This window comes from Stenotrophomonas maltophilia, from assembly GCF_006974125.1.
Classification (GTDB): domain Bacteria; phylum Pseudomonadota; class Gammaproteobacteria; order Xanthomonadales; family Xanthomonadaceae; genus Stenotrophomonas; species Stenotrophomonas maltophilia_O.
Window position 1 is genome coordinate 1,057,086 of sequence record NZ_CP037858.1, and the last position, 19,424, is coordinate 1,076,509.

General features: G+C 65.0%; 16 protein-coding genes and 2 tRNA genes. All 18 read right to left on the minus strand.

Translation table 11 applies throughout. The features are described from left to right. Positions 1 to 47: 47 nt before the first annotated feature. On the minus strand, positions 48 to 308 hold the full coding sequence (gene rpsO, locus EZ304_RS04930) for a 30S ribosomal protein S15 (RefSeq protein ID WP_142806448.1): 261 nt from the start codon (positions 306 to 308) through the stop codon (positions 48 to 50). Positions 309 to 481: 173 nt separating this feature from the next. After that, positions 482 to 1,390 (minus strand): tRNA pseudouridine(55) synthase TruB, encoded by a 909-nt coding sequence (gene truB / locus EZ304_RS04935; RefSeq protein WP_142806449.1) that lies wholly within the window; start codon positions 1,388 to 1,390, stop codon positions 482 to 484. 109 nt (positions 1,391 to 1,499) lie between these two features. Next, complete coding sequence (rbfA, locus tag EZ304_RS04940; protein WP_005410447.1) at positions 1,500 to 1,883, minus strand: 30S ribosome-binding factor RbfA; 384 nt, start codon at positions 1,881 to 1,883, stop codon at positions 1,500 to 1,502. 129 nt (positions 1,884 to 2,012) lie between these two features. After that, positions 2,013 to 4,661 carry a translation initiation factor IF-2 gene (infB, locus tag EZ304_RS04945; RefSeq protein ID WP_142806450.1) on the minus strand — a complete coding sequence of 883 codons (2,649 nt, stop codon included), beginning with the start codon at positions 4,659 to 4,661 and terminating at the stop codon, positions 2,013 to 2,015. 92 nt (positions 4,662 to 4,753) lie between these two features. Then, positions 4,754 to 6,265: a transcription termination factor NusA gene (nusA, locus tag EZ304_RS04950; RefSeq protein ID WP_006458580.1), complete on the minus strand. Its 1,512-nt coding sequence runs from the start codon at positions 6,263 to 6,265 to the stop codon at positions 4,754 to 4,756. 4 nt (positions 6,266 to 6,269) lie between these two features. Then, a complete protein-coding gene (rimP, locus tag EZ304_RS04955) occupies positions 6,270 to 6,860 on the minus strand; it encodes a ribosome maturation factor RimP (protein WP_005410450.1) in 591 nt (196 codons plus the stop codon). A gap of 366 nt (positions 6,861 to 7,226) precedes the next feature. Continuing rightward, positions 7,227 to 7,303, minus strand: a tRNA-Met gene (locus tag EZ304_RS04960). Between the two features lie 82 nt (positions 7,304 to 7,385). Further along, positions 7,386 to 7,462 (minus strand) — tRNA-Met (locus EZ304_RS04965). 127 nt (positions 7,463 to 7,589) lie between these two features. After that, positions 7,590 to 9,050: an NADH-quinone oxidoreductase subunit NuoN gene (nuoN, locus tag EZ304_RS04970; protein ID WP_142806451.1), complete on the minus strand. Its 1,461-nt coding sequence runs from the start codon at positions 9,048 to 9,050 to the stop codon at positions 7,590 to 7,592. A gap of 15 nt (positions 9,051 to 9,065) precedes the next feature. Continuing rightward, entirely contained in the window at positions 9,066 to 10,574 is a 1,509-nt protein-coding gene (locus EZ304_RS04975; RefSeq protein WP_005410452.1) for an NADH-quinone oxidoreductase subunit M, read from the minus strand. A 23-nt stretch (positions 10,575 to 10,597) separates the two neighbouring features. Continuing rightward, the gene (nuoL, locus tag EZ304_RS04980) at positions 10,598 to 12,757 is read right to left on the minus strand and encodes an NADH-quinone oxidoreductase subunit L (RefSeq protein WP_142806452.1); all 2,160 of its coding nucleotides are present in this window, start codon (positions 12,755 to 12,757) and stop codon (positions 10,598 to 10,600) included. A 7-nt stretch (positions 12,758 to 12,764) separates the two neighbouring features. Then, on the minus strand, positions 12,765 to 13,070 hold the full coding sequence (gene nuoK / locus EZ304_RS04985; RefSeq protein WP_005410454.1) for an NADH-quinone oxidoreductase subunit NuoK: 306 nt from the start codon (positions 13,068 to 13,070) through the stop codon (positions 12,765 to 12,767). Beyond that, positions 13,067 to 13,723 carry an NADH-quinone oxidoreductase subunit J gene (locus tag EZ304_RS04990; protein WP_099551932.1) on the minus strand — a complete coding sequence of 219 codons (657 nt, stop codon included), beginning with the start codon at positions 13,721 to 13,723 and terminating at the stop codon, positions 13,067 to 13,069. The genes nuoK and EZ304_RS04990 overlap by 4 nt, the downstream gene beginning before the upstream one ends. A 9-nt stretch (positions 13,724 to 13,732) precedes the next feature. Then, the gene (gene nuoI / locus EZ304_RS04995; RefSeq protein ID WP_005410456.1) at positions 13,733 to 14,221 is read right to left on the minus strand and encodes an NADH-quinone oxidoreductase subunit NuoI; all 489 of its coding nucleotides are present in this window, start codon (positions 14,219 to 14,221) and stop codon (positions 13,733 to 13,735) included. A 4-nt stretch (positions 14,222 to 14,225) separates the two neighbouring features. After that, positions 14,226 to 15,320 (minus strand): NADH-quinone oxidoreductase subunit NuoH, encoded by a 1,095-nt coding sequence (gene nuoH, locus EZ304_RS05000; protein ID WP_005410457.1) that lies wholly within the window; start codon positions 15,318 to 15,320, stop codon positions 14,226 to 14,228. Next, entirely contained in the window at positions 15,317 to 17,551 is a 2,235-nt protein-coding gene (gene nuoG / locus EZ304_RS05005; RefSeq protein ID WP_099551933.1) for an NADH-quinone oxidoreductase subunit NuoG, read from the minus strand. Before nuoG ends, nuoH begins: the two co-directional genes overlap by 4 nt. Beyond that, entirely contained in the window at positions 17,548 to 18,888 is a 1,341-nt protein-coding gene (gene nuoF / locus EZ304_RS05010; protein ID WP_005410459.1) for an NADH-quinone oxidoreductase subunit NuoF, read from the minus strand. The genes nuoG and nuoF overlap by 4 nt, the downstream gene beginning before the upstream one ends. Before the next feature lie 4 nt (positions 18,889 to 18,892). Next, on the minus strand, positions 18,893 to 19,420 hold the full coding sequence (nuoE, locus tag EZ304_RS05015) for an NADH-quinone oxidoreductase subunit NuoE (RefSeq protein WP_006381132.1): 528 nt from the start codon (positions 19,418 to 19,420) through the stop codon (positions 18,893 to 18,895). Between the last annotated feature and the right edge of the window lie 4 nt (positions 19,421 to 19,424).

Here is a 19,424-nt window from a genome sequence, read left to right on the forward strand (position 1 = left end):
ACAAAACAAAACCGCGGCGCATCGCTGCGCCGCGGGGGATTCGTTGCTTAGCGACGCAGGCCAAGCTTTTCAATCAGGGCCTTGTAACGCTCGACGTCCTTCTTCTTCAGGTAGTCGAGCAGGCTGCGACGGCGGTTGACCATCTGCAGCAGGCCGCGGCGGCTGTGGTGGTCCTTCTTGTGGGTCTTGAAGTGGCCGGTCAGCAGTTCGATGCGGGCGGTCAGCAGGGCAGCCTGGACTTCCGGGGAGCCGGTGTCAGCCGAGCTGCGCTTGTTGTCTTCAATGACCTTCTGGGTGTCGATCGACATTTCTTTTTTCTCTGTGATGCGTGGCCGGCAGGAACGCGCTTCGCGCACCGCCAGGCTCGCCGTGGACTACGAGGATGAAACCTGCGCGAGGCAGGCTGCCGGAAAACGGCCGCGAAATTGTAACGGTCGGGGGGGCCGGGAACAAGGTCCGGGGCTGAACCGCCCTGCCCGGTTCAGAGGTTGAAGCGGCGCTGCGGGGCCAGCAGCCCGCTGTCATCGACCTGCCCGAGCCCCTGGACAGCATCGTCCGGACCAAACACGGCGACCAGGCCATGCGGCCAGGACGGGTCGCGCTGGCGCTGGCCAACGCAGAAGCGGTGGGCCTGGTCCGCATCGAGGTCGACCCGCGGGTATTCCGCCAGCCCGGCCGCCAGCGGCAGCAGCAGCGCGTCCATGCCGGCCTCGTCGCCGGCCTCGACCATTGCCCGCAGCTGGTCCAGGGTGACCATGGCCGGTTCGCGGAACGGCTCCACCCAGAGCCGGCGCAGCGCGCTGATATGGGCGCCACAGCCCAGCACCTCGCCCAGATCGCGGGCCAGGCTGCGGATATAGGTACCCGAGCCACAGGTCACGCGCAGGCGCAGCCGTTCCGGCTGCTGCTCCAGCACCGCGATGGCATGCACCTGGACCTCGCGTTCCGGCGCTTCGATGACATCGCCACGGCGGGCCTTCACATACAGCGGCTCACCGCCCTGCTTCAGCGCCGAATAGATCGGGGCACGCTGGCGGATGTTGCCGGTCAGCGGCGCCAGCGCGGCCTGCAGCGCCTCGGCACTGATGGCCGGCACCGGGCGCTGCAGCAGCACCTGGCCTTCGGCGTCATCGGTATCGGTGGTCTGTCCCAGCACGATCTCGGCGTCGTAGGCTTTGGCCGAGCCGAGCAGCAGGCCGGCAATCTTGGTCGCCTCGCCGAAGCACAGCGGCAGCAGGCCGGTGGCCAACGGGTCGAGGCTGCCGGTGTGGCCGCCCTTCTCGGCGCGGAACAGGCGGCGGGCCACCTGCAGGGCGGCGTTGGAGCTCATGCCGGTCGACTTGTCGAGCAGCAGGATGCCATCCAGGCGGCGGAACTGAATTCGGGTCATGACAGGTACGGGTAGCGCCGGGCCATGCCCGGCGAGCGCGCAGCGCGGTCTGCATCAGACATCGCACAGCCGGAATGCAACAACGCCGGGCATGCCCGGCGTCGCGCGGTTATTCTTCGTCGCTCTCGCGGCGCTTCTCCGCGGCCAGCGTATCGGGCAGGTCGCGCAGGATGTTGTCGATGTGCTCACCACGGTCGACCGAATCGTCGTAGTGGAAATGCAGCTCCGGCACGTGGCGCAGCTTCATCGCGCGTGCCAGGTCCATGCGCAGGCGGTAACCCAGCTCCTTCAGGCCGGCCACGGCCTCGGCCGAACGCTCCGGCATCAGCGCGGTGACGAATACCTTGGCATGGGCCATGTCGCGGGTGATTTCCACGTCGGACACGCTCACCGAGGGCAACCCGTGCTCGCGCACGGCGTTGTGCACCAGGGTGCCGAGTTCACGGCGCAGCTGGGCGGAGACACGGTCGGTTCGATGGAAAGTCTTGGGCACGAGGAGCTCTTGGTTCAGTTGTCGCCCGACCAACGGTCGGGCGCTACCTTTGATTCGATTGTCGCCCGACCAACGGTCGGGCGCTACATGTGCATGGTGGGGCCCGACCGTTGGTCGGGCCACATCACATTACAGGGTGCGCGGCACTTCGATACGCTCGAAGCACTCGATCTGGTCACCCGGCTTGACGTCGTTGTAGGCCTTCACCGCGATACCGCATTCGGTACCGTTGCGGACTTCCTCGACGTTTTCCTTGAAGCGGCGCAGCGATTCCAGCTCGCCTTCGAAGATCACCACGCTGTCGCGCAGGACGCGGATCGGCTTGTTGCGCTTGACCACGCCCTCGATGACCATCGAGCCGGCAACGGCGCCCAGCTTGGAGCTGCGGAACACGTCGCGGACCTCGGCGATACCGATGATCTCTTCGCGGATCTCCACGCCCAGCAGACCGGAGGCCACCTGCTTCACCTGATCGATCACGTCATAGATGATCGAGAAGTAACGCAGGTCCACGCCGTTGGATTCGATGATGCGACGGGCCGAAGCATCCGCGCGCACGTTGAAGCCGATGACGGTGGCCTTCGAAGCGGCCGCCGAGTTGGCGTCCGATTCGGTGATGCCGCCCACGCCGGAGTGGATCACGTTGATGCGGATGTCTTCGTTGGACAGCGCGACCAGTGCCTGGCTCAGGGCCTGCACCGAACCCTGCACGTCGGCCTTGATGACCAGGTTGAGAACCTGCTGGCCCTCGCCCTTGCCCAAGGTCGCCATGATGTCTTCCATGCGGCTGCCAGCGGTGGCGACCAGGCGCGATTCGCGGCGCTTGGTCTCACGCTGCTGGGCAACGTCCTTGGCCAGGCGCTCGTCCTCGACGACCACGAAGTCGTCACCGGCTTCCGGCACGCCGGACAGGCCCAGGACCTGTACCGGGATGGACGGGCCGGCGAACTCCGGCTGCTTGCCGGTTTCGTCGAACAGCGCACGCACGCGGCCGTACTGGATGCCGCACACCAGGTAGTCGCCCTTCTTCAGGCGGCCCTGCTGCACCAGCACGGTAGCGACCGGGCCGCGGCCCTTGTCCAGCGACGATTCGATCACCACGCCCGAGGCGCGGCCTTCGTCGACGGCCTTCAGTTCCAGCAGTTCGGCCTGCACCGACACCGCGTCCAGCAGGTCGTCGATGCCCAGGCCGGTCTTGGCCGAGATCTCCACCATCTGGATGTCACCACCGAAGTCTTCGGCCACGACCTGCTCGGAGAGCAGCTCGTTCTTGACCCGCATCGGGTCGGCACCGGACTTGTCGATCTTGTTGATCGCCACGATCAGCGGCACACCCGCCGAACGGGCGTGCTGGATCGCTTCCTTGGTCTGCGGCATGACGCCGTCGTCGGCGGCAACCACCAGCACCACGATGTCGGTCAGCTTGGCACCGCAGGCACGCATCGAGGTGAACGCGGCGTGGCCCGGGGTATCCAGGAAGCTGATGACGCCCTTGGGCGTATCGACGTGGTAGGCACCGATGTGCTGGGTAATGCCGCCGGCTTCGCCGTGGGCGACCTTGGTGCGGCGGATGTAATCCAGCAGCGAAGTCTTGCCGTGGTCGACGTGACCCATGATGGTGACCACCGGCGGGCGCTGCACGGCTTCGCCCTGGTTTTCAACGGTCGAGGCCAGCAGTGCGTCTTCGGCGTCGTTGTCATTGGCACGGATCGCCTTGTGGCCGAGTTCTTCGGTCACCAGCGCAGCGGTGTCGTGGTCGATGGACTGGGTGATGGTCGCCATCACGCCCATCTTGAACAGCGCCTTCACCACCTCGCCGCCCTTCAGCGCGAGCTTCTGCGCCAGATCGGCCACGGTGATGGTCTCGCCGATCGCCACTTCACGCACGACCGGTGCGGTCGGACGTTCGAAGGCGTGCGGACCGGCGTTGTTGCCACCACGCGACATGTCGCGACGGCCACCGCTCTGGTTGCGGCCACCCGGACGACCACGGTTGTTGCTGTTGTTGCTGTTGCCACGACGCGCACGGTCGGCAGCCGACAGGTGCATCTGGCCGGCGAAACGGTCGCCCGGGCCACGCTCGTTGCGCGGCGCGCTGCGGTTGTTGCGGTCGTCGCTGCGCGGCGGCGGCGGCGGAGCACCACGCGGCGCAGCCGGGGCGGCAGCCGGGGCGCGCGGCGGGCGCGGCGCGGTTTCGTCGATCGGAGCACGCTTGGGCTTGCTGGCAGCCAGTGCCTCGGCAGCCTTGGCGGCAGCCGCAGCTTCCTCGGCCGCCTTCTTCTCGGCTTCAGCACGTTCCTTGGCGGCAACCTCTTCCTCACGGGCACGGACGATGGCCTCGTCGCGCAGACGATCCTTCTCGGCCAGGGCCTGCTGTTCGGCAAGGTTGCGGGCACGCGACTCTTCCAGCTTGCGCAGGATGTCGGCGCGTTCTTCGTCCGGCGTCATGGCGCGCGCACCATCCTTGACGTAGGTACGCTTCTGGCGGACCTCGACATTCACGGTCGTCTTGCTGCGACCGGAATTGACCGTCACTTCCTGCTGCTTCCGGCGGTTGAGCGTGATCTTCTTTGCAGACTGATCGGTCTCTTCCGGGGCCTGCTCGGGCTTGCCGTGCGAACGACGAAGGAAGCCCAGGAGCTTTACCTTCTCGGAGCTGGTCACGACCTGGTCGGGACCGCTGAACTTCATGCCGGCACCGGCCAGCTGTTCCAGCAGTTTTTCGACCGGCGTGTTGACCAGTTCGGCAAGCTTGCGGATGGTGGTTTGCTGCGACATTCGGATCCTATGATCTTGTGGGCGCCCCCCCGCATCTGGAGGTGGCGCGGATTCTACGCCCTGAGCGGCTCAGGGCCCTGTTCATTGCCGGCTCATTCGCCGCGTTCCAGTCGGGCGATCTCCTCGGCACGGGCGGCCAGGATCAGCGCAGCGGCGCGCGCCTGATCCAGTCCTTCGATGCCGAAGTCCATGACCTCGTCGGCGGCCAGGTCGGACAGGTCCTCGCTGGTACGCACGCCGTGGCCGGCCAGCGCATACGCGGTGGCTTCGTCCATGCCCTTCAGGGACAGCAGGTCCTGCGCCGGCTGGCCGTCTTCAAGGCCTTCCTCGACTGCCAGGGCCTCATTGAGCAGCGCATCGCGGGCACGAGCGCGCAGCTCTTCGACGATGTCTTCGTCGAAACCTTCCACGGCCAGCAGTTCGCCGACCGGGACATAAGCGATTTCCTCGACGGTGCCGAAGCCTTCGCTGACCAGGATGCCGGCGATCTCTTCGTCCACTTCCAGCTTGTCCATGAACAGCTGGCGGGCCGAAGCCTGCTCGGCTTCCGACTTGGCAGTGACCTGGTCCTGGGTCATCACATTGAGCTGCCAGCCGGTCAGGCGGCTGGCCAGGCGCACGTTCTGGCCGCCCTTGCCGATCGCCTGGGCCAGGCGGTCTTCGGCGACGGCCAGATCCATCGAGTGCTTGTCTTCATCGACGATGATCGACTGCACTTCGGCCGGCGCCATCGCGTTGATGACGAAGTTGGCCGGGTTGTCGTTCCACAGCACGATGTCCACACGCTCGCCATTGAGCTCGTTGGACACGGCCTGCACGCGCGAACCGCGCATGCCGATGCAGGCGCCGATCGGATCGGTGCGCTGGTCGTGGGCCAGCACGGCGATCTTGGCGCGGTCGCCCGGATCGCGGGCACAGGCCTTGATTTCCACCAGGCCCTGGCCGACTTCCGGCACTTCCAGCTTGAACAGCTCGATCATGAATTCCGGAGCGGCACGGCTGATGAACAGCTGCGGGCCACGCGGTTCCGAACGGACTTCGGCCAGGTAGCCGCGCACGCGGTCGCCGGCGCGCAGCACGTCGCGCGGGATGCCCTTGTCCTTCGGGATGAAGCCTTCGGCATTGCCACCGAGGTCGACATAGATGTTGCCGCGCTCGGCGCGCTTGACCACACCGGTGATCAGTTCGCCGACGCGATCCTTCCACGCATCCACGACCTGCTGGCGCTCGGCTTCGCGCACGCGCTGGACGATGACCTGCTTGGCGGCCTGGGCAGCAATGCGGCCGAAGTCCGGGTTCTCGATCTGCTCTTCGATGTAGTCGCCGACGTCCACGCCTTCGGCTTCATCGACGGCGTCCATCAGGCGGATCTGGCGGTCCGGCGATTCCATGACCACGTCATCGGCCACCACTTCCCAGCGGCGGTAGGTTTCGTAGCTGCCATCCTTGTGGTCGATGACCACGCGGGTCAGCACTTCCTCGTCGGGATAGCGCTTCTTCGCTGCCGAGGCCAGGGCGGCCTCGATGGCATCGAAGATCACTTCACGCGGCACGCCCTTCTCGTTGGCGACCGCGTCGACTACCAGCAACAGTTCCTTGCTCATTGGCTCACTCCGCGCGCGGCTTCTTTGCCGCCGGCTCGTTGGAAGAAGAATTCGTGTTCGGCTTCGGACGCTTCGGTGCCGGACCGGTCGGCTTGCTCGGGGCCAGCCCCAGCGCCACCCAGTCGGGCATGATCCGTGCCTTGTCGATGTTGTCGGCCGACACCACCACTTCGGTCTTGTCGACGATGAAGGTGATGGTGCCTGCGGCCTCGTCGGTCGCCTCGATACGGCCCTGCAGGCGACGACGGTTGTCCTGCGGCAGCTTCAGCGTGACCTTGGCCGATTCACCCTGGTGGCGAGCGAACTGCTCCAGGTTGAACAGCGGGCGATCCACGCCAGGCGACGACACTTCCAGCGTGTAATTGCCGCTGATCGGGTCTTCGACGTCCAGCTGCGCCGACACTTCGCGGCTGACCCGCTCGCAGTCGTCGACATTGATGATGCGCTCTGGCTGTTCAGCCAGCGGCACGTCGATGTAAAGGCGCAGGGTCGCACCGCCGGGGGCCGGCAGATACTCAACGCCCAGCAGCTCCAGGCCCAGCGACACAACGGTCGGGGCGAGCAGATTCGCGATGTCGGTTGCCTTGTCGCTCACAGCCTGCCTTGATCTCTTGGTTGGGTGCCGGCCTTGGCTGGCGTGAAAACATGACGCCCCGGAAACGACAAAGGGCCCGCTGGGCCCCTTTTCCGGAAAGACTCCGGTGACTGGATTCCGGTTGCAACCTGCATTGCCTGCCGGTTGCGGCCCTCCTTCCGGGTCCGGCCTCCCGCCGGGAGACCGCCTTCAGGGGTACTGCTAGGCCGCTGATGATAGCGGCTGCACCGCGCTGGTGCAAGGTGCGGGGCCAGGGGTCCGATCCCTTTTCCCGCGAAAAGGGATCTGACCCCGATCACGCAGGAACGACACAAATCCCAAAGAAAAACGCCCTCGAAGCAGGACTTCGAAGGCGATCTCTTTACTTGGTAGCGGGGGCAGGATTTGAACCTGCGACCTTCGGGTTATGAGCCCGACGAGCTGCCAGACTGCTCCACCCCGCATCAGAAGCGGAATTATGAGTGATAGCTTCAAAACATGCAAGCCCTCCCTCATTCATCAACCCGGTTGGCGCCGGTTCGATGTTGGTAGCGGGGGCAGGATTTGAACCTGCGACCTTCGGGTTATGAGCCCGACGAGCTGCCAGACTGCTCCACCCCGCACCGGAAGTGTTTGAACTGCTGCCCTGCTCTTTCGAGGAGGGCTACCGCAACGATGTTCTGGCTGAACCGCTGCAGTGACAACTCAGGCTGCGCATATTACACGAATCGCGCAGCTTTGTGTCAACTTTTATGCAAGATGCGCAAAAGCCTTCTGGCACCACAGCATGATCGGGTTCCAGGACAGGCCCAGGGCCAGCAGCGCCAGTGCATTCACGCCCAGCACCACGCCCAGCACGCGGTCGTTGCTGCGCGGCACGGCCTCGCCCACCGGCTCATCGAAGTACATGACCTTGATGACGCGCAGGTAGTAGAAGCAGCCGACCACGGCGCACAGCACGCCGAGGATGGCCAGCCACAGCAGGCCGCCATTGACGGCTGCGCCCAGCACCGCCAGCTTGGTCCAGAAGCCCAGGAACGGCGGGATGCCGGCCAGCGACGCCATGATGCACAGCACCAGGCCGGCCATCCACGGGTTGCGGGCGTTCAGGCCCTTGAAGTCCTCGATGTTCTCGGCTTCAAAGCCGGCACGCGACAGCGCGATGATCGCGCCGAAGGCGGCGGTGGACATGATGGCGTAGGCCAGTGCGTAGAACAGCGCAGCGGCATAGCCCTGCGCGCCACCACCGGCGATGCCCATCAGCAGGAAGCCGATGTGCGAGACGGTGGAGAACGCCAGCATGCGCTTGAGGTTGCTCTGCGCGATGGCCATCAGGTTGCCGATGACCAGCGAGACCGCGGCCAGGCCGGCAATCAGCAGCTGCAGTTCGGTCGACAGCGGACCCACGCCCATTTCCAGCAGGCGGTAGGCCATGCCGAAGGCGGCCAGCTTCGGCGCCGAGCTGATGAACAGTGCGATCGGTGCCGGGGCACCCTGGTACACGTCCGGCAGCCACATGTGGAACGGCGCGGCACCCAGCTTGAAGGCGACGCCGGCGATCATGAACACCGCACCGGTGATCAGCAGCACGCGCTCTTCCGAGTGCGGGATGGCGTCACGGATGACGTCCAGATGCAGGCTGCCGGTGGCGCCGTAGATCAGCGACATGCCGTACAGCAGCAGGCCCGAGGCCAGCGAGCCGAGCACGATGTACTTCATCGCCGCCTCGGAGGCCAGGCCGTTCTCGCGGTTGCTGGCGACCAGGGCGTAGGAGCACAGCGCCAGCAGTTCCAGGCCCAGGTAGACCATCAGCAGGCTGCCGGCCGAAACCAGGATCATCATGCCGGCGGTGCCGAACAGGATCAGCACCGGGATCTCGCCCTGGAACAGGTTGCGGTCACGCAGGTAGCGCCAGCCATAGACCAGGGTCAGGCCGCTGAGCAGCACGATCCCGGTCTTCATCACGTCCGCGGCGGTATCGCGCACGAACATGCCATGGAAGACCTCCCCCTGTCCGCCCACGCCGGTGGCCAGCATGAACAGCACCACGGCCAGCGCAGCGAGCGAGAACAGGTGGGTGACGATCTTGTTCCGGTTGCTGACGAACAGGTCGAGGATCATCAGGGCGAAGGCGCTGCCGATCAGCACCAGCTCGGGAGCGAGCGGTGGCAGGTCAGCGGCGGTCAATGGCAGCAGCGGCGAGGTGGTCATCATCAAATCCTGGAATTACAGCAGCTTGCTGGATGCGATCTGCATCGCCAGCTTCGCGATCGAGGGCTCCATCAGGTCGGTCAGCGGCTTGGGGTAGATGCCCAGGGCCAGCACGCCGATGGCGAACACGCCCAGCACCAGCCATTCGCGGCCGTTGATGTCCTTCAGTTCGGCCACGTGGCTGTTGGCCACTTCGCCGAAGAAGATGCGCTTGTACAGCCACAGGGTGTAGGCGGCGCCGATGATCAGGGTGGTGGCCGCACCCAGTGCGATCCACGGATTACGCTGGAAGGCCGACAGGATGACCATGAACTCGCCGACGAAACCGCTGGTGCCCGGCAGGCCCGCATTGGCCATGAAGAACAGCATGGCGAAGGTGGCGAACCACGGCATCACATTGACCACGCCGCCGTAATCGGCGATGCGGCGGCTGTGCATGCGGTCGTACAGCACGCCGACGCAGGAGAACATCGCACCGGACACGAAGCCGTGCGAGATCATCTGCACCATGGCGCCCTGCAGGCCCAGGCGGGCCGCATCGGCATTGCCGGCTTCACGCACCAGCCACAGGGCGATGAAGGTGCCCAGGGTGACGAAGCCCATGTGCGCGATCGACGAATAGGCGATCAGCTTCTTCATGTCGTCCTGCACCAGGGCGACCAGGCCGACGTAGATCACCGCGATCAGCGACAGCGCGATCACCAGCCAGGCCCATTCCTGCGACGCGTCCGGGACGATCGGCAGGTTGAAGCGCAGGAAGCCGTAGCCACCGATCTTCAGGGCGATGGCGGCCAGGATCACCGAACCGGCGGTCGGCGCTTCCACGTGGGCGTCCGGCAGCCAGGTGTGGACCGGGAACATCGGCACCTTGACCGCGAAGGCGATCAGGAAGGCGAAGAAGATCCAGGTCTGCTCCTTGGCCGACAGCGGCAGCGCGTACAGGTCGGCCAGCTGGAAGCTGCCGCCCTTCATGTACAGGTAGATCAGCGCCACCAGCATCAGCACCGAGCCGAGGAAGGTGTACAGGAAGAACTTCAGCGCAGCGTAGATGCGGCGCGGGCCGCCCCAGACACCGATGATCAGGAACATCGGGATCAGCATGGCTTCGAAGAACACGTAGAACAGCATCGCGTCCGTCGCGGCGAAGATGCCGACGGTGACGCCTTCCAGGATCAGGAAGGCGGCCACGTACTGGTTCACGCGCTTGTCGATGGCGCTCCAGGCACCGATCAGGGCAAGCACGCTGACCAGGGTGGTCAGCAGGATCAGCGCCACGGCAATGCCGTCCACGCCCAGGTTGTAGCCGATCTTGTACGCCGGGATCCAGGCATGGGTCTCGACGAACTGCAGACCGTCGATGCCCGCGTTGTAGCCGCTCAGCAGCGAGAGGCTTGCAACGAAGGTGAGCACCGCGACGCCCAGCGACGCCCAGCGGGCAGTCTGTGCATCACGGATCGCAAGGATCAGGGCGCCACCGATGATCGGCAGCCAGATGAGGACACTGAGTAGAGGCCAGTTCGACACGTCTTCTTATTCCGTACAGGTCATCAACGCAGGTAATGCATCAGCACGCCCAGCAGGGCAATCAGGCCGATGATCATCGCGAAGGCGTAGTGATAGAGGAAACCGGATTGGGTACGACGCAGCACGCCGGCTGCAACGTCCACAACACGTGCCGAGAGATTGACCACGCCGTCGACGATGTTGCTGTCGATCCAGCGCGAGACCTTGCCCAGCTTGACGCTGCCACCGGCAAAGCCATCGATCCACAGCTTGTCGAAGCCGTACTTGTTTTCCAGCACCGAAACGATCGGGGCGAAGGTCTTGCGCGCCTTGCCCGACAGGTCCGGCTTCCACAGGTAGAACAACGCGGCCAGCAGGAAGCCCGCCAGGGTGAGCCAGAACGGCGGCAGCATCATGCCGTGCAGCGCGAACGCGACCGGGCCATGGAACTCTTCACCCAGGAACGCGACGGTGTTCTTGGCCGGATCGTAGAAGTCGACGATGCCGGTAAAGAACGTCTGTGCCTGGCCCTTGATCGCCTCGTGCGCATGGTGGCCGGCCCAGTCGGTGCCGTGCAGCATCGGACCGATGCTGAAGAAACCGATGGCGATCGACGGGATGGCCAGCAGGATCAGCGGCAGGGTCACCACCCACGGGGTTTCGTGCGGCTCATGCGGACCGTGGCCATGGCCGTGGTCATCATGGGCATCGGCATGGTGCGCATCTGCGGCATGGTGATCGTCATGGCCGTGGCCATGGTCATCATGCGCGTCACGGAAGCGCTCCTTGCCATGGAAGGTCATGAACAGCAGGCGGAAGCTGTAGAAGCTGGTCACCAGCACGCCACCCAGCACCGCCCAGTAGCCATAGGTGGCCACCCAGCTGTTCTGCATGTGGGCGTGGATCTCGGCCGCCTCGATGATGGTGTCCTTCGAGTAGAAGCCGGAGAAGAACGGCGTGCCGACCAGGGCAAGCGTGCCGATCCACATGGTGACGAAGGTGATCGGCATGTACTTGCGCAGGCCGCCCATCTTGCGCATGTCCTGCTCGTGGTGCATCGCGATGATGACCGAACCGGCGCCCAGGAACAGCAGGGCCTTGAAGAAGGCGTGGGTCATCAGGTGGAACACGGCGGCCGAGTAGGCCGACACGCCCAGGGCGACGGTCATGTAGCCCAGCTGCGACAGCGTGGAGTACGCGACGACGCGCTTGATGTCGTTCTGCACGATGCCGATCAGGCCGGTGAAGAACGCGGTGGTGGCACCGATGAACAGCACGAAGTTCAGCGCGGTCTGCGACAGCTCGAACAGCGGCGACATGCGGGTGACCATGAAGATACCGGCGGTCACCATCGTCGCGGCGTGGATCAGTGCCGAGATCGGGGTCGGGCCTTCCATCGAGTCCGGCAGCCACACGTGCAGCGGGACCTGGGCCGACTTGCCCATGGCGCCGATGAACAGGCAGATGCAGATGACGGTGGCGATCGACCAGATCACCGGCTCGTTCAGCAGCTGCATGCCCAGGATGGTGCCGTCCCAGATCTGCAGCTGGGCGCGCGGGTCAGCCAGCATGCCGGCCTGCGAGAACACCTGCGAGTAGTCCAGGGTGCCGAACACCCACAGCACGCCGGCGATGCCCAGCAGGAAGCCGAAGTCACCGACGCGGTTGACCAGGAACGCCTTCATGTTGGCGAAGATCGCGGTCGGGCGCTTGAACCAGAAGCCGATCAGCAGGTACGACACCAGGCCCACCGCTTCCCAGCCGAAGAACAGCTGCAGGAAGTTGTTGCTCATCACCAGGGTGAGCATCGAGAAGGTGAACAGCGAGATGTAGCTGAAGAACCGCTGGTAGCCCGGATCGTCCTGCATGTAGCCGATCGTGTAGATGTGGACCAGCAGCGACACGAAGGTCACCACCACCATCATCATCGCGGTCAGCTTGTCGACCATGAAGCCGACATGGGCCGAATACTGGCCAACCTCGAAGAACGTGTAGATGTTCTGGTTGAACGGCTGCGCGCCGCCCCACATCAGCTGGTAGAACGTGTACATCGACAGGCCGCAGGCTATCGCGACGCCGAGGATGGTGATGGTCTGCGCGCCGAAGCGCTTGACCTGGCGACCGAACAGGCCGGCGATGATGCTGCCGAACAGCGGTGCAAGCACCACTGCGATCAACAGACTCTTGGAGAGAGTGATTTCCATCTGTGGATCAGCCCTTCAGCGAATCGACTTCGCCGACATTGATCGTGCGGCGGGTACGGAACAGGGTCACCAGGATCGCCAGGCCGATGGCGGCTTCCGCGGCGGCGACGGTCAGGATGAAGAACACGAACAGCTGGCCGGACGGATCGCCCAGCTGACGCGAGAAGCCGACGAAATTGATGTTCACCGACAGCAGCATCAGCTCGATCGACATCAGCAGGACGATGACGTTCTTCCGGTTGAGGAAGATGCCGGCCAGGCTGATGGCGAACAGCACCGCGCCAAGCGCAAGCATGTGGCCAAGGGTAATCACGGCTGGGTCTCCTCGCCGGTGGCCGGCTTGCTGTTGCTGTGCACGACCGGTGCTTCGGCACCCATCTTGACCATGCGCAGGCGCTGGTCGGCCTTGACCATGGTCTGCTCGCCCGGGTTCTGGCTCTTCACGCCGGTACGGCGACGCAGGGTCAGCATCACGGCGGCGACCACGGCCACGGTCAGGATGACGGCGGCGAACTCGAACGGCAGCAGGTATTCGGTGAACAGCGTGCGCGCCAGCCAGGTGACGTTGGAGCTGTCGGCAGCGACCGCAGCGGCGTTGTCGGCCGGGAACGGGGTGACCGCCCTGCCCTTCACGCCGATCAGGATCAGCATCTGCACCAGCATCGCCACCGCCACGATCAGACCGACCGGCAGGTAGCGCACCCAGCCTTCACGCATCTTGGTGGGGTCGATGTCCAGCATCATCACCACGAACAGGAACAGCACCATCACCGCGCCGACGTAGACCAGCACCAGCGCCACGCCGAGGAACTCGGCGCCCACCAGCAGCCACACGCAGGCAATGGAGAAGAAGGTCAGCACCAGGCACAGCACTGCATGCACCGGGTTGCGCACGCTGATCACCGCACCGGCCGAAACCGTTGCCGCGATGGCGAACACCCAGAAAGCGATATTTACCCAATCCATCTCTCGACCTCAGCGGTAAGCGGCATCGGCGGCACGACGCTCGGCGATCTCGTTTTCGAGACGATCGCCAAGGGCCAGCAGCTGCGGCTTGGTAACGATGTTTTCGCCACGGTTCTCGAAGTGGTACTCGAGGATGTGGGTTTCGACGATCGAGTCCACCGGGCAGCTTTCTTCGCAGAAGCCGCAGAAGATGCACTTGAACAGGTCGATGTCGTAGCGGGTGGTGCGGCGGGTGCCGTCCTCGCGCTTGGCCGAGTCGATGGTGATGGCCAGGGCCGGGCACACCGCTTCGCACAGCTTGCAGGCAATGCAGCGCTCTTCGCCGTTGGGATAACGACGCAGCGCGTGCAGGCCACGGAAGCGCGGCGACTGCGGGAACTTCTCCATCGGGTACATCATCGTGTACTTCGGCTTGAAGCTGTACTTCAGCGTCAGCCAGAGGCCCGCCAGCAGTTCGAGCAGCAGCAGGCTCTTGAAGTAATGGGTAATCCTGTTCATCACTTTAGACGCCCTTTTGAATCACGCCGAAGAACACCATGACGGCGGTAACCGCGATCCACAGAATGGCCAGCGGGATGAAGACCTTCCAGCCCAGGCGCATGATCTGGTCATAGCGGAAGCGCGGGAAGCTGGCACGGAACCAGATGTAGGCACTGGCGAAGAAGAACACCTTGACGAACAGCCACGGTGCACCGCCCTTCCAGATCCAGTCGACCAGCGGCGAGACATCGCCGAAGTTGACCCAGCCCTGGACCGGGCTCAGCCAGCCACCGAGGAAGAAGATCGAGATCAGGAAGCTGATCAGGATCATGTTCGCGTATTCGGCCAGGAAGAACAGGGCGAACGCGCCGCCGGAGTATTCGACCATGTGGCCTGCAACGATTTCCGACTCGCCTTCCACCACGTCGAACGGCGCGCGGTTGGTTTCAGCCACGCCCGACACCCAGTAGATGACGAACAGCGGGAACAGCGGCAGCAGGAACCAGTCGAAGAAGCCAGAGCTGCCAGCCTGCGCCATCACGATGTTGCTCAGGTTCAGGCTGCCGGCGGCGATCATCACGCCGACCAGGGCGAAGCCCATGGCGATTTCGTAGCTGATCATCTGCGCCGAGGCGCGCATCGCACCCAGGAACGCGTACTTCGAGTTGGACGCCCAACCGGCCAGGATGATGCCGTAGATGCCCAGCGAGGTCATCGCCAACAGGTACAGCAGGCCAGCGTTGGCGTTGGACAGCACGATCTGCGAATCGAAGGGCACCACCGACCAGGCCGCGAAAGCCGGGGCCAGGGTGATCAGCGGCGCCAGCAGGTAGATCGCCTTGTTGGCGCTGCTCGGCTGGACCACTTCCTTGAACAGCAGTTTGAAGACGTCGGCGAAGGCCTGGAAGATGCCCATGCCCACGTACATCGGGCCGTGACGGACGTGCATCCAGCCGATCAGCTTGCGTTCCCAGACCACGTAGAAGGCCACCGAGATGATCACCGGCACGGTGATCACCAGGATCTTCAGGATGATCCAGATCAGCGCGCCGATGTCACCGAGGCCAAGCAGCCACTGGTGCAGCGGGTCGACCGCGTTCAACAGCAATTCGTTCATGCAGCCACCACCGATACACGAGCGGCACCCAGCGGCGCGGTCGCGCCGTGGCCCGATTCAATCCAGACCGAACCCGCAGCGACGCGGGCGTCGACCACCACCGGCAGGGTGGCCTTGCCGGCATCGGTGCCGACCTTGGCCATCTGCCCTTCCTGCAGCTGCAGGCGAGCGGCATCTTCAGCGTTCAGCACGATGCGCGGGGCGTTGTTGAGCGGATGCGACTGCAGCGCCGGCGCACGGCGGACCACCGCATCGGTGCGGTAGATCGCGGCGGTCGAAGCCACTTCCAGGCCTTCGCCGGCAACCACCGGCTGCGCCGAAGCGGCAACGGTGACCGACACCGGGGCCAGGCTGGCACGCAGGCCGGCCAGGTCGGTGAAGTCGAAACCGGCCAGCGCCATGTCGCCACCCAGGGCGCGCAGCACGCGCCAGCCTTCACGGGCCTCGCCCGGCAGCTTGCCGCCGGCACGGGCCGACTGCTCGCGACCATCGAGGTTGGTCAGGGTGGCGTCGATTTCCGGCAGCGCGCCGATCGGCAGGATGACGTCGGCAACGTCGCGGGTGGACACGCAGGCGAACTGGCTGAAGGCCACCACCTGGGCACCGGCCAGCGCCTTGCGCGCGGCGGGAGCGTCGGCGAAGTCCAGGCCCGGCTCCAGGCCGTACACCACGTAGGCCTGGCGTGGCTGCGCCAGCATCGCGGCGACGTCCTTGCCGGCCGGCAGCACGCCGGCGCGGGTCAGGCCAACGGCGTTGGCGCCCTGCGGGATGCGGCACAGCTTGGCGCCGGTGGCGGCTGCGAACTCACGCGCGGCAGCGCGGATCGCGGCAGCCTGCGGGTGGTTCTCGGCGATGCCACCGACGATCAGCACGGTGTTGTTGCCGCCCTGCACCGCCGAGCGCAGCTCGGCGTTGGCCAGCGCGTCGACGAACTTCGACGGCGCGACGATCTGCTTGCCAGCAATGCTGAAGGCAAAGTCGAAGTCCACCGGGTTGACGACGTGGATCTTCGCACCGTTGGTGGTCTGCGCCTTGCGCAGGCGGGCGTGCAGCAGCGGCAGTTCGTGGCGGATGTTGCTGCCCAGAACGACGATGCGGTCGGCGCCTTCGATCTCGGCCAGCGGCAGGCCGAACACTTCGGCGGTTGCGGCGTCGGAGAAATCGCGGTTGTTGATGCGGTGGTCGATGTTGCTCGAGCCCAGGCCCTTGGCCAGGCGGGCCAGCAGCGCGCCCTCCTCGTTCGAGGTGGACGGGTGCACCAGCACGCCCAGGTTGTCGCCCTGGTTGGCCTTGAGGATCTCGACGGCCGCGGCCAGGCCTTCGGCCCAGCTCACTTCCTTCCACTCGCCATTGACCTTGCGCAGCGGCTTGACCGCACGGTCTTCGCTGTACAGGCCCTGGTGCGAGTAGCGGTCACGGTCGGACAGCCAGCACTCGTTCACCGCTTCGTTGTCGCGCGGCACGGTGCGCAGCACTTCGCCGCGACGCACGTGCAGGAACAGGTTCGAACCCATCGCGTCGTGGTAACCCAGCGACTCGCGCGCGGTCAGTTCCCACGGGCGGGCGCGGAACTGGAACACCTTGTTGGTCAGCGCGCCGACCGGGCAGACGTCGACGACGTTGCCCGACAGCTCGGTGGTCAGCGGCTTGCCGTCGAAGGTACCGATCTGCAGGTTCTCACCGCGGTACATGCCACCCAGCTCGTAGGTACCGGCAACGTCAGCAGTGAAGCGGACGCAGCGGGTGCACTGGATGCAGCGGGTCATCTCGGTGGCGACCAGCGGACCCATGTCCTCGTCCGGCACCACGCGCTTGCGCTCGTTGAAGCGGCTGACCGAACGGCCATAGCCCAGCGATACGTCCTGCAGCTCGCACTCGCCGCCCTGATCGCAGATCGGGCAGTCCAGCGGGTGGTTGATGAGCAGGAACTCCATCACCGAGCGCTGGAACTTCAGTGCCTTCTCGCTGCGGGTGGCGACCTTCATGCCGTCCATCACCGGGGTGGCGCAGGCCGGCGCCGGCTTCGGCGACTTCTCCACGTCCACCAGGCACATGCGGCAGTTGGCGGCGATCGGCAGCTTCTCGTGGTAGCAGAAGCGCGGAATGGAGATGCCGGCCTTGTCGGCGGCCTGGATGATCATCGAGCCCTTGGGCACGACCAGCGACTTGCCATCGATCTCGATGGTGACGTGATCGGGTGGGACGCTCGGATTTACGGGTTGCGCGCTCATGCGGCGGCTGCCTCCACCTTCTTGCCGTCAACCATCGAATGACCGTTGACGATGTAGTACTCGAACTCGTCCCAGAACTGGCGCAGGAAGCCCTGGATGGGCCATGCAGCCGCTTCGCCGAACGCACAGATGGTGTGGCCTTCGATCTGGCCGGCCACCGCCTTCAGCTGGTGCAGGTCTTCCATCGTGGCCTTGCCGGCGACGATGCGCTCCAGCACGCGGTGCATCCAGCCGGTGCCTTCACGGCACGGGGTGCACTGGCCGCAGGATTCCTTGTGGAAGAACTGGCTGATGCGGCAGGCGAACTTCACGCAGCAGACGCTGTCGTCGAGCACCACGATCGCACCCGAACCCAGGCCGGAGCCCAGTGCGCGGATGGTGTCGTAGTCCATCGGCAGGTCCTTCAGCTCGGCCGCGGTCAGCACCGGCATCGACACGCCGCCTGGGATCGCGCCCTTCAGCGTGCGGCCCGGACGCAGGCCACCGGCCATTTCCAGCAGGTCGTGGAATTTGGTGCCGAGCGGCACTTCGAAGTTGCCGCCATTCTGCACGCAGCCGGACACCGAGAAGCACTTCGGACCGCCGTTGGCAGTCAGGCTCAGGCCCTTGAACCACTCCGGACCGTTGCGGATGATCGCCGGCACCGAGCCATAGGTTTCGGTGTTGTTGATCGTCGACGGCTTGCCGTACAGGCCGAAATTGGCCGGGAACGGCGGCTTGTAGCGCGGCTGGCCCTTCTTGCCCTCCAGCGATTCCATCAGCGCGGTCTCTTCGCCGCAGATGTACGCGCCGGCGCCCAGCGCACCGTAGATGTCGATGTCCACGCCCGAGCCCATCACGTTCTTGCCCAGCCAGCCGTTCGCATAGGCGTCAGCCAGGGCCTGCTCGAAGTGCTCGAACGGCTCGTGGTGGAACTCACCGCGCAGATAGTTGTAACCCACGGTCGAACCGGTGGCGTAGCAGGCGATCGCCATGCCTTCCACCACCGAATGCGGGTTGTAGCGCAGGATGTCGCGATCCTTGCAGGTGCCCGGCTCGGATTCGTCCGAGTTGCAGAGGATGTACTTCTGCATGTTGCCCTTGGGCATGAAGGACCACTTCAGGCCGGTCGGGAAGCCTGCGCCACCGCGGCCGCGCAGGCCCGAGGCCTTGACCATCTCGATGACCTGCTCCGGCGGGATCTTCTCTTCGAGGATCTTGCGCAGGGCGGCGTAGCCACCGGTCTTCAGGTAGCTTTCGTACGACCACGGGGTGTCGTAATGCAGGGTGGTATAGACCACCTGGTGCGGCAGCGGCGCGGGGCCGACCGGACCCTTGGATTCGTGGTGATGTGCCATGCCCTTACTCCAGCCCGTCCAGCAGCTCGTCGACCTTTTCCAGGGTCAGACGCTCATGGTAGTGACCGTTGATGACCATCATCGGCGCGCCACCGCAGCCGGCCAGGCACTCTTCCTCGCGCTTGAGGTAGACGCGGCCGTCCGGGGTCGATTCACCGTGCTTGATGCCCAGCTTCTTCTCGCAATGGCGCACGATGTCCTCGGCGCCATTGAGCCAGCAGCTGATGTTGGTGCAGATGGCCACGTTGTTGCGGCCCACCTTCTCGGTCTCGAACATCGAGTAGAAGCTGGCGACCTCGTAGGCCCACACCGGCGGCAGATCAAGGTACTTGGCCACGCCGGCGATCAGCTCGTCGGTCAGCCAGCCCTCGTTCTGCTCCTGGGCCGCATGCAGGCCCTGCAGCACGGCAGAGCGCTTGCGGTCCGGCGGGAACTTGGACAGCCAGTGATCGATGTGAGCGCGGGTCTTGTCGCTCAGCACCACCATCGGGTCGACGTCGCGCGCCGCCTCGAAATTACCTGTCGCCTTCATCGGC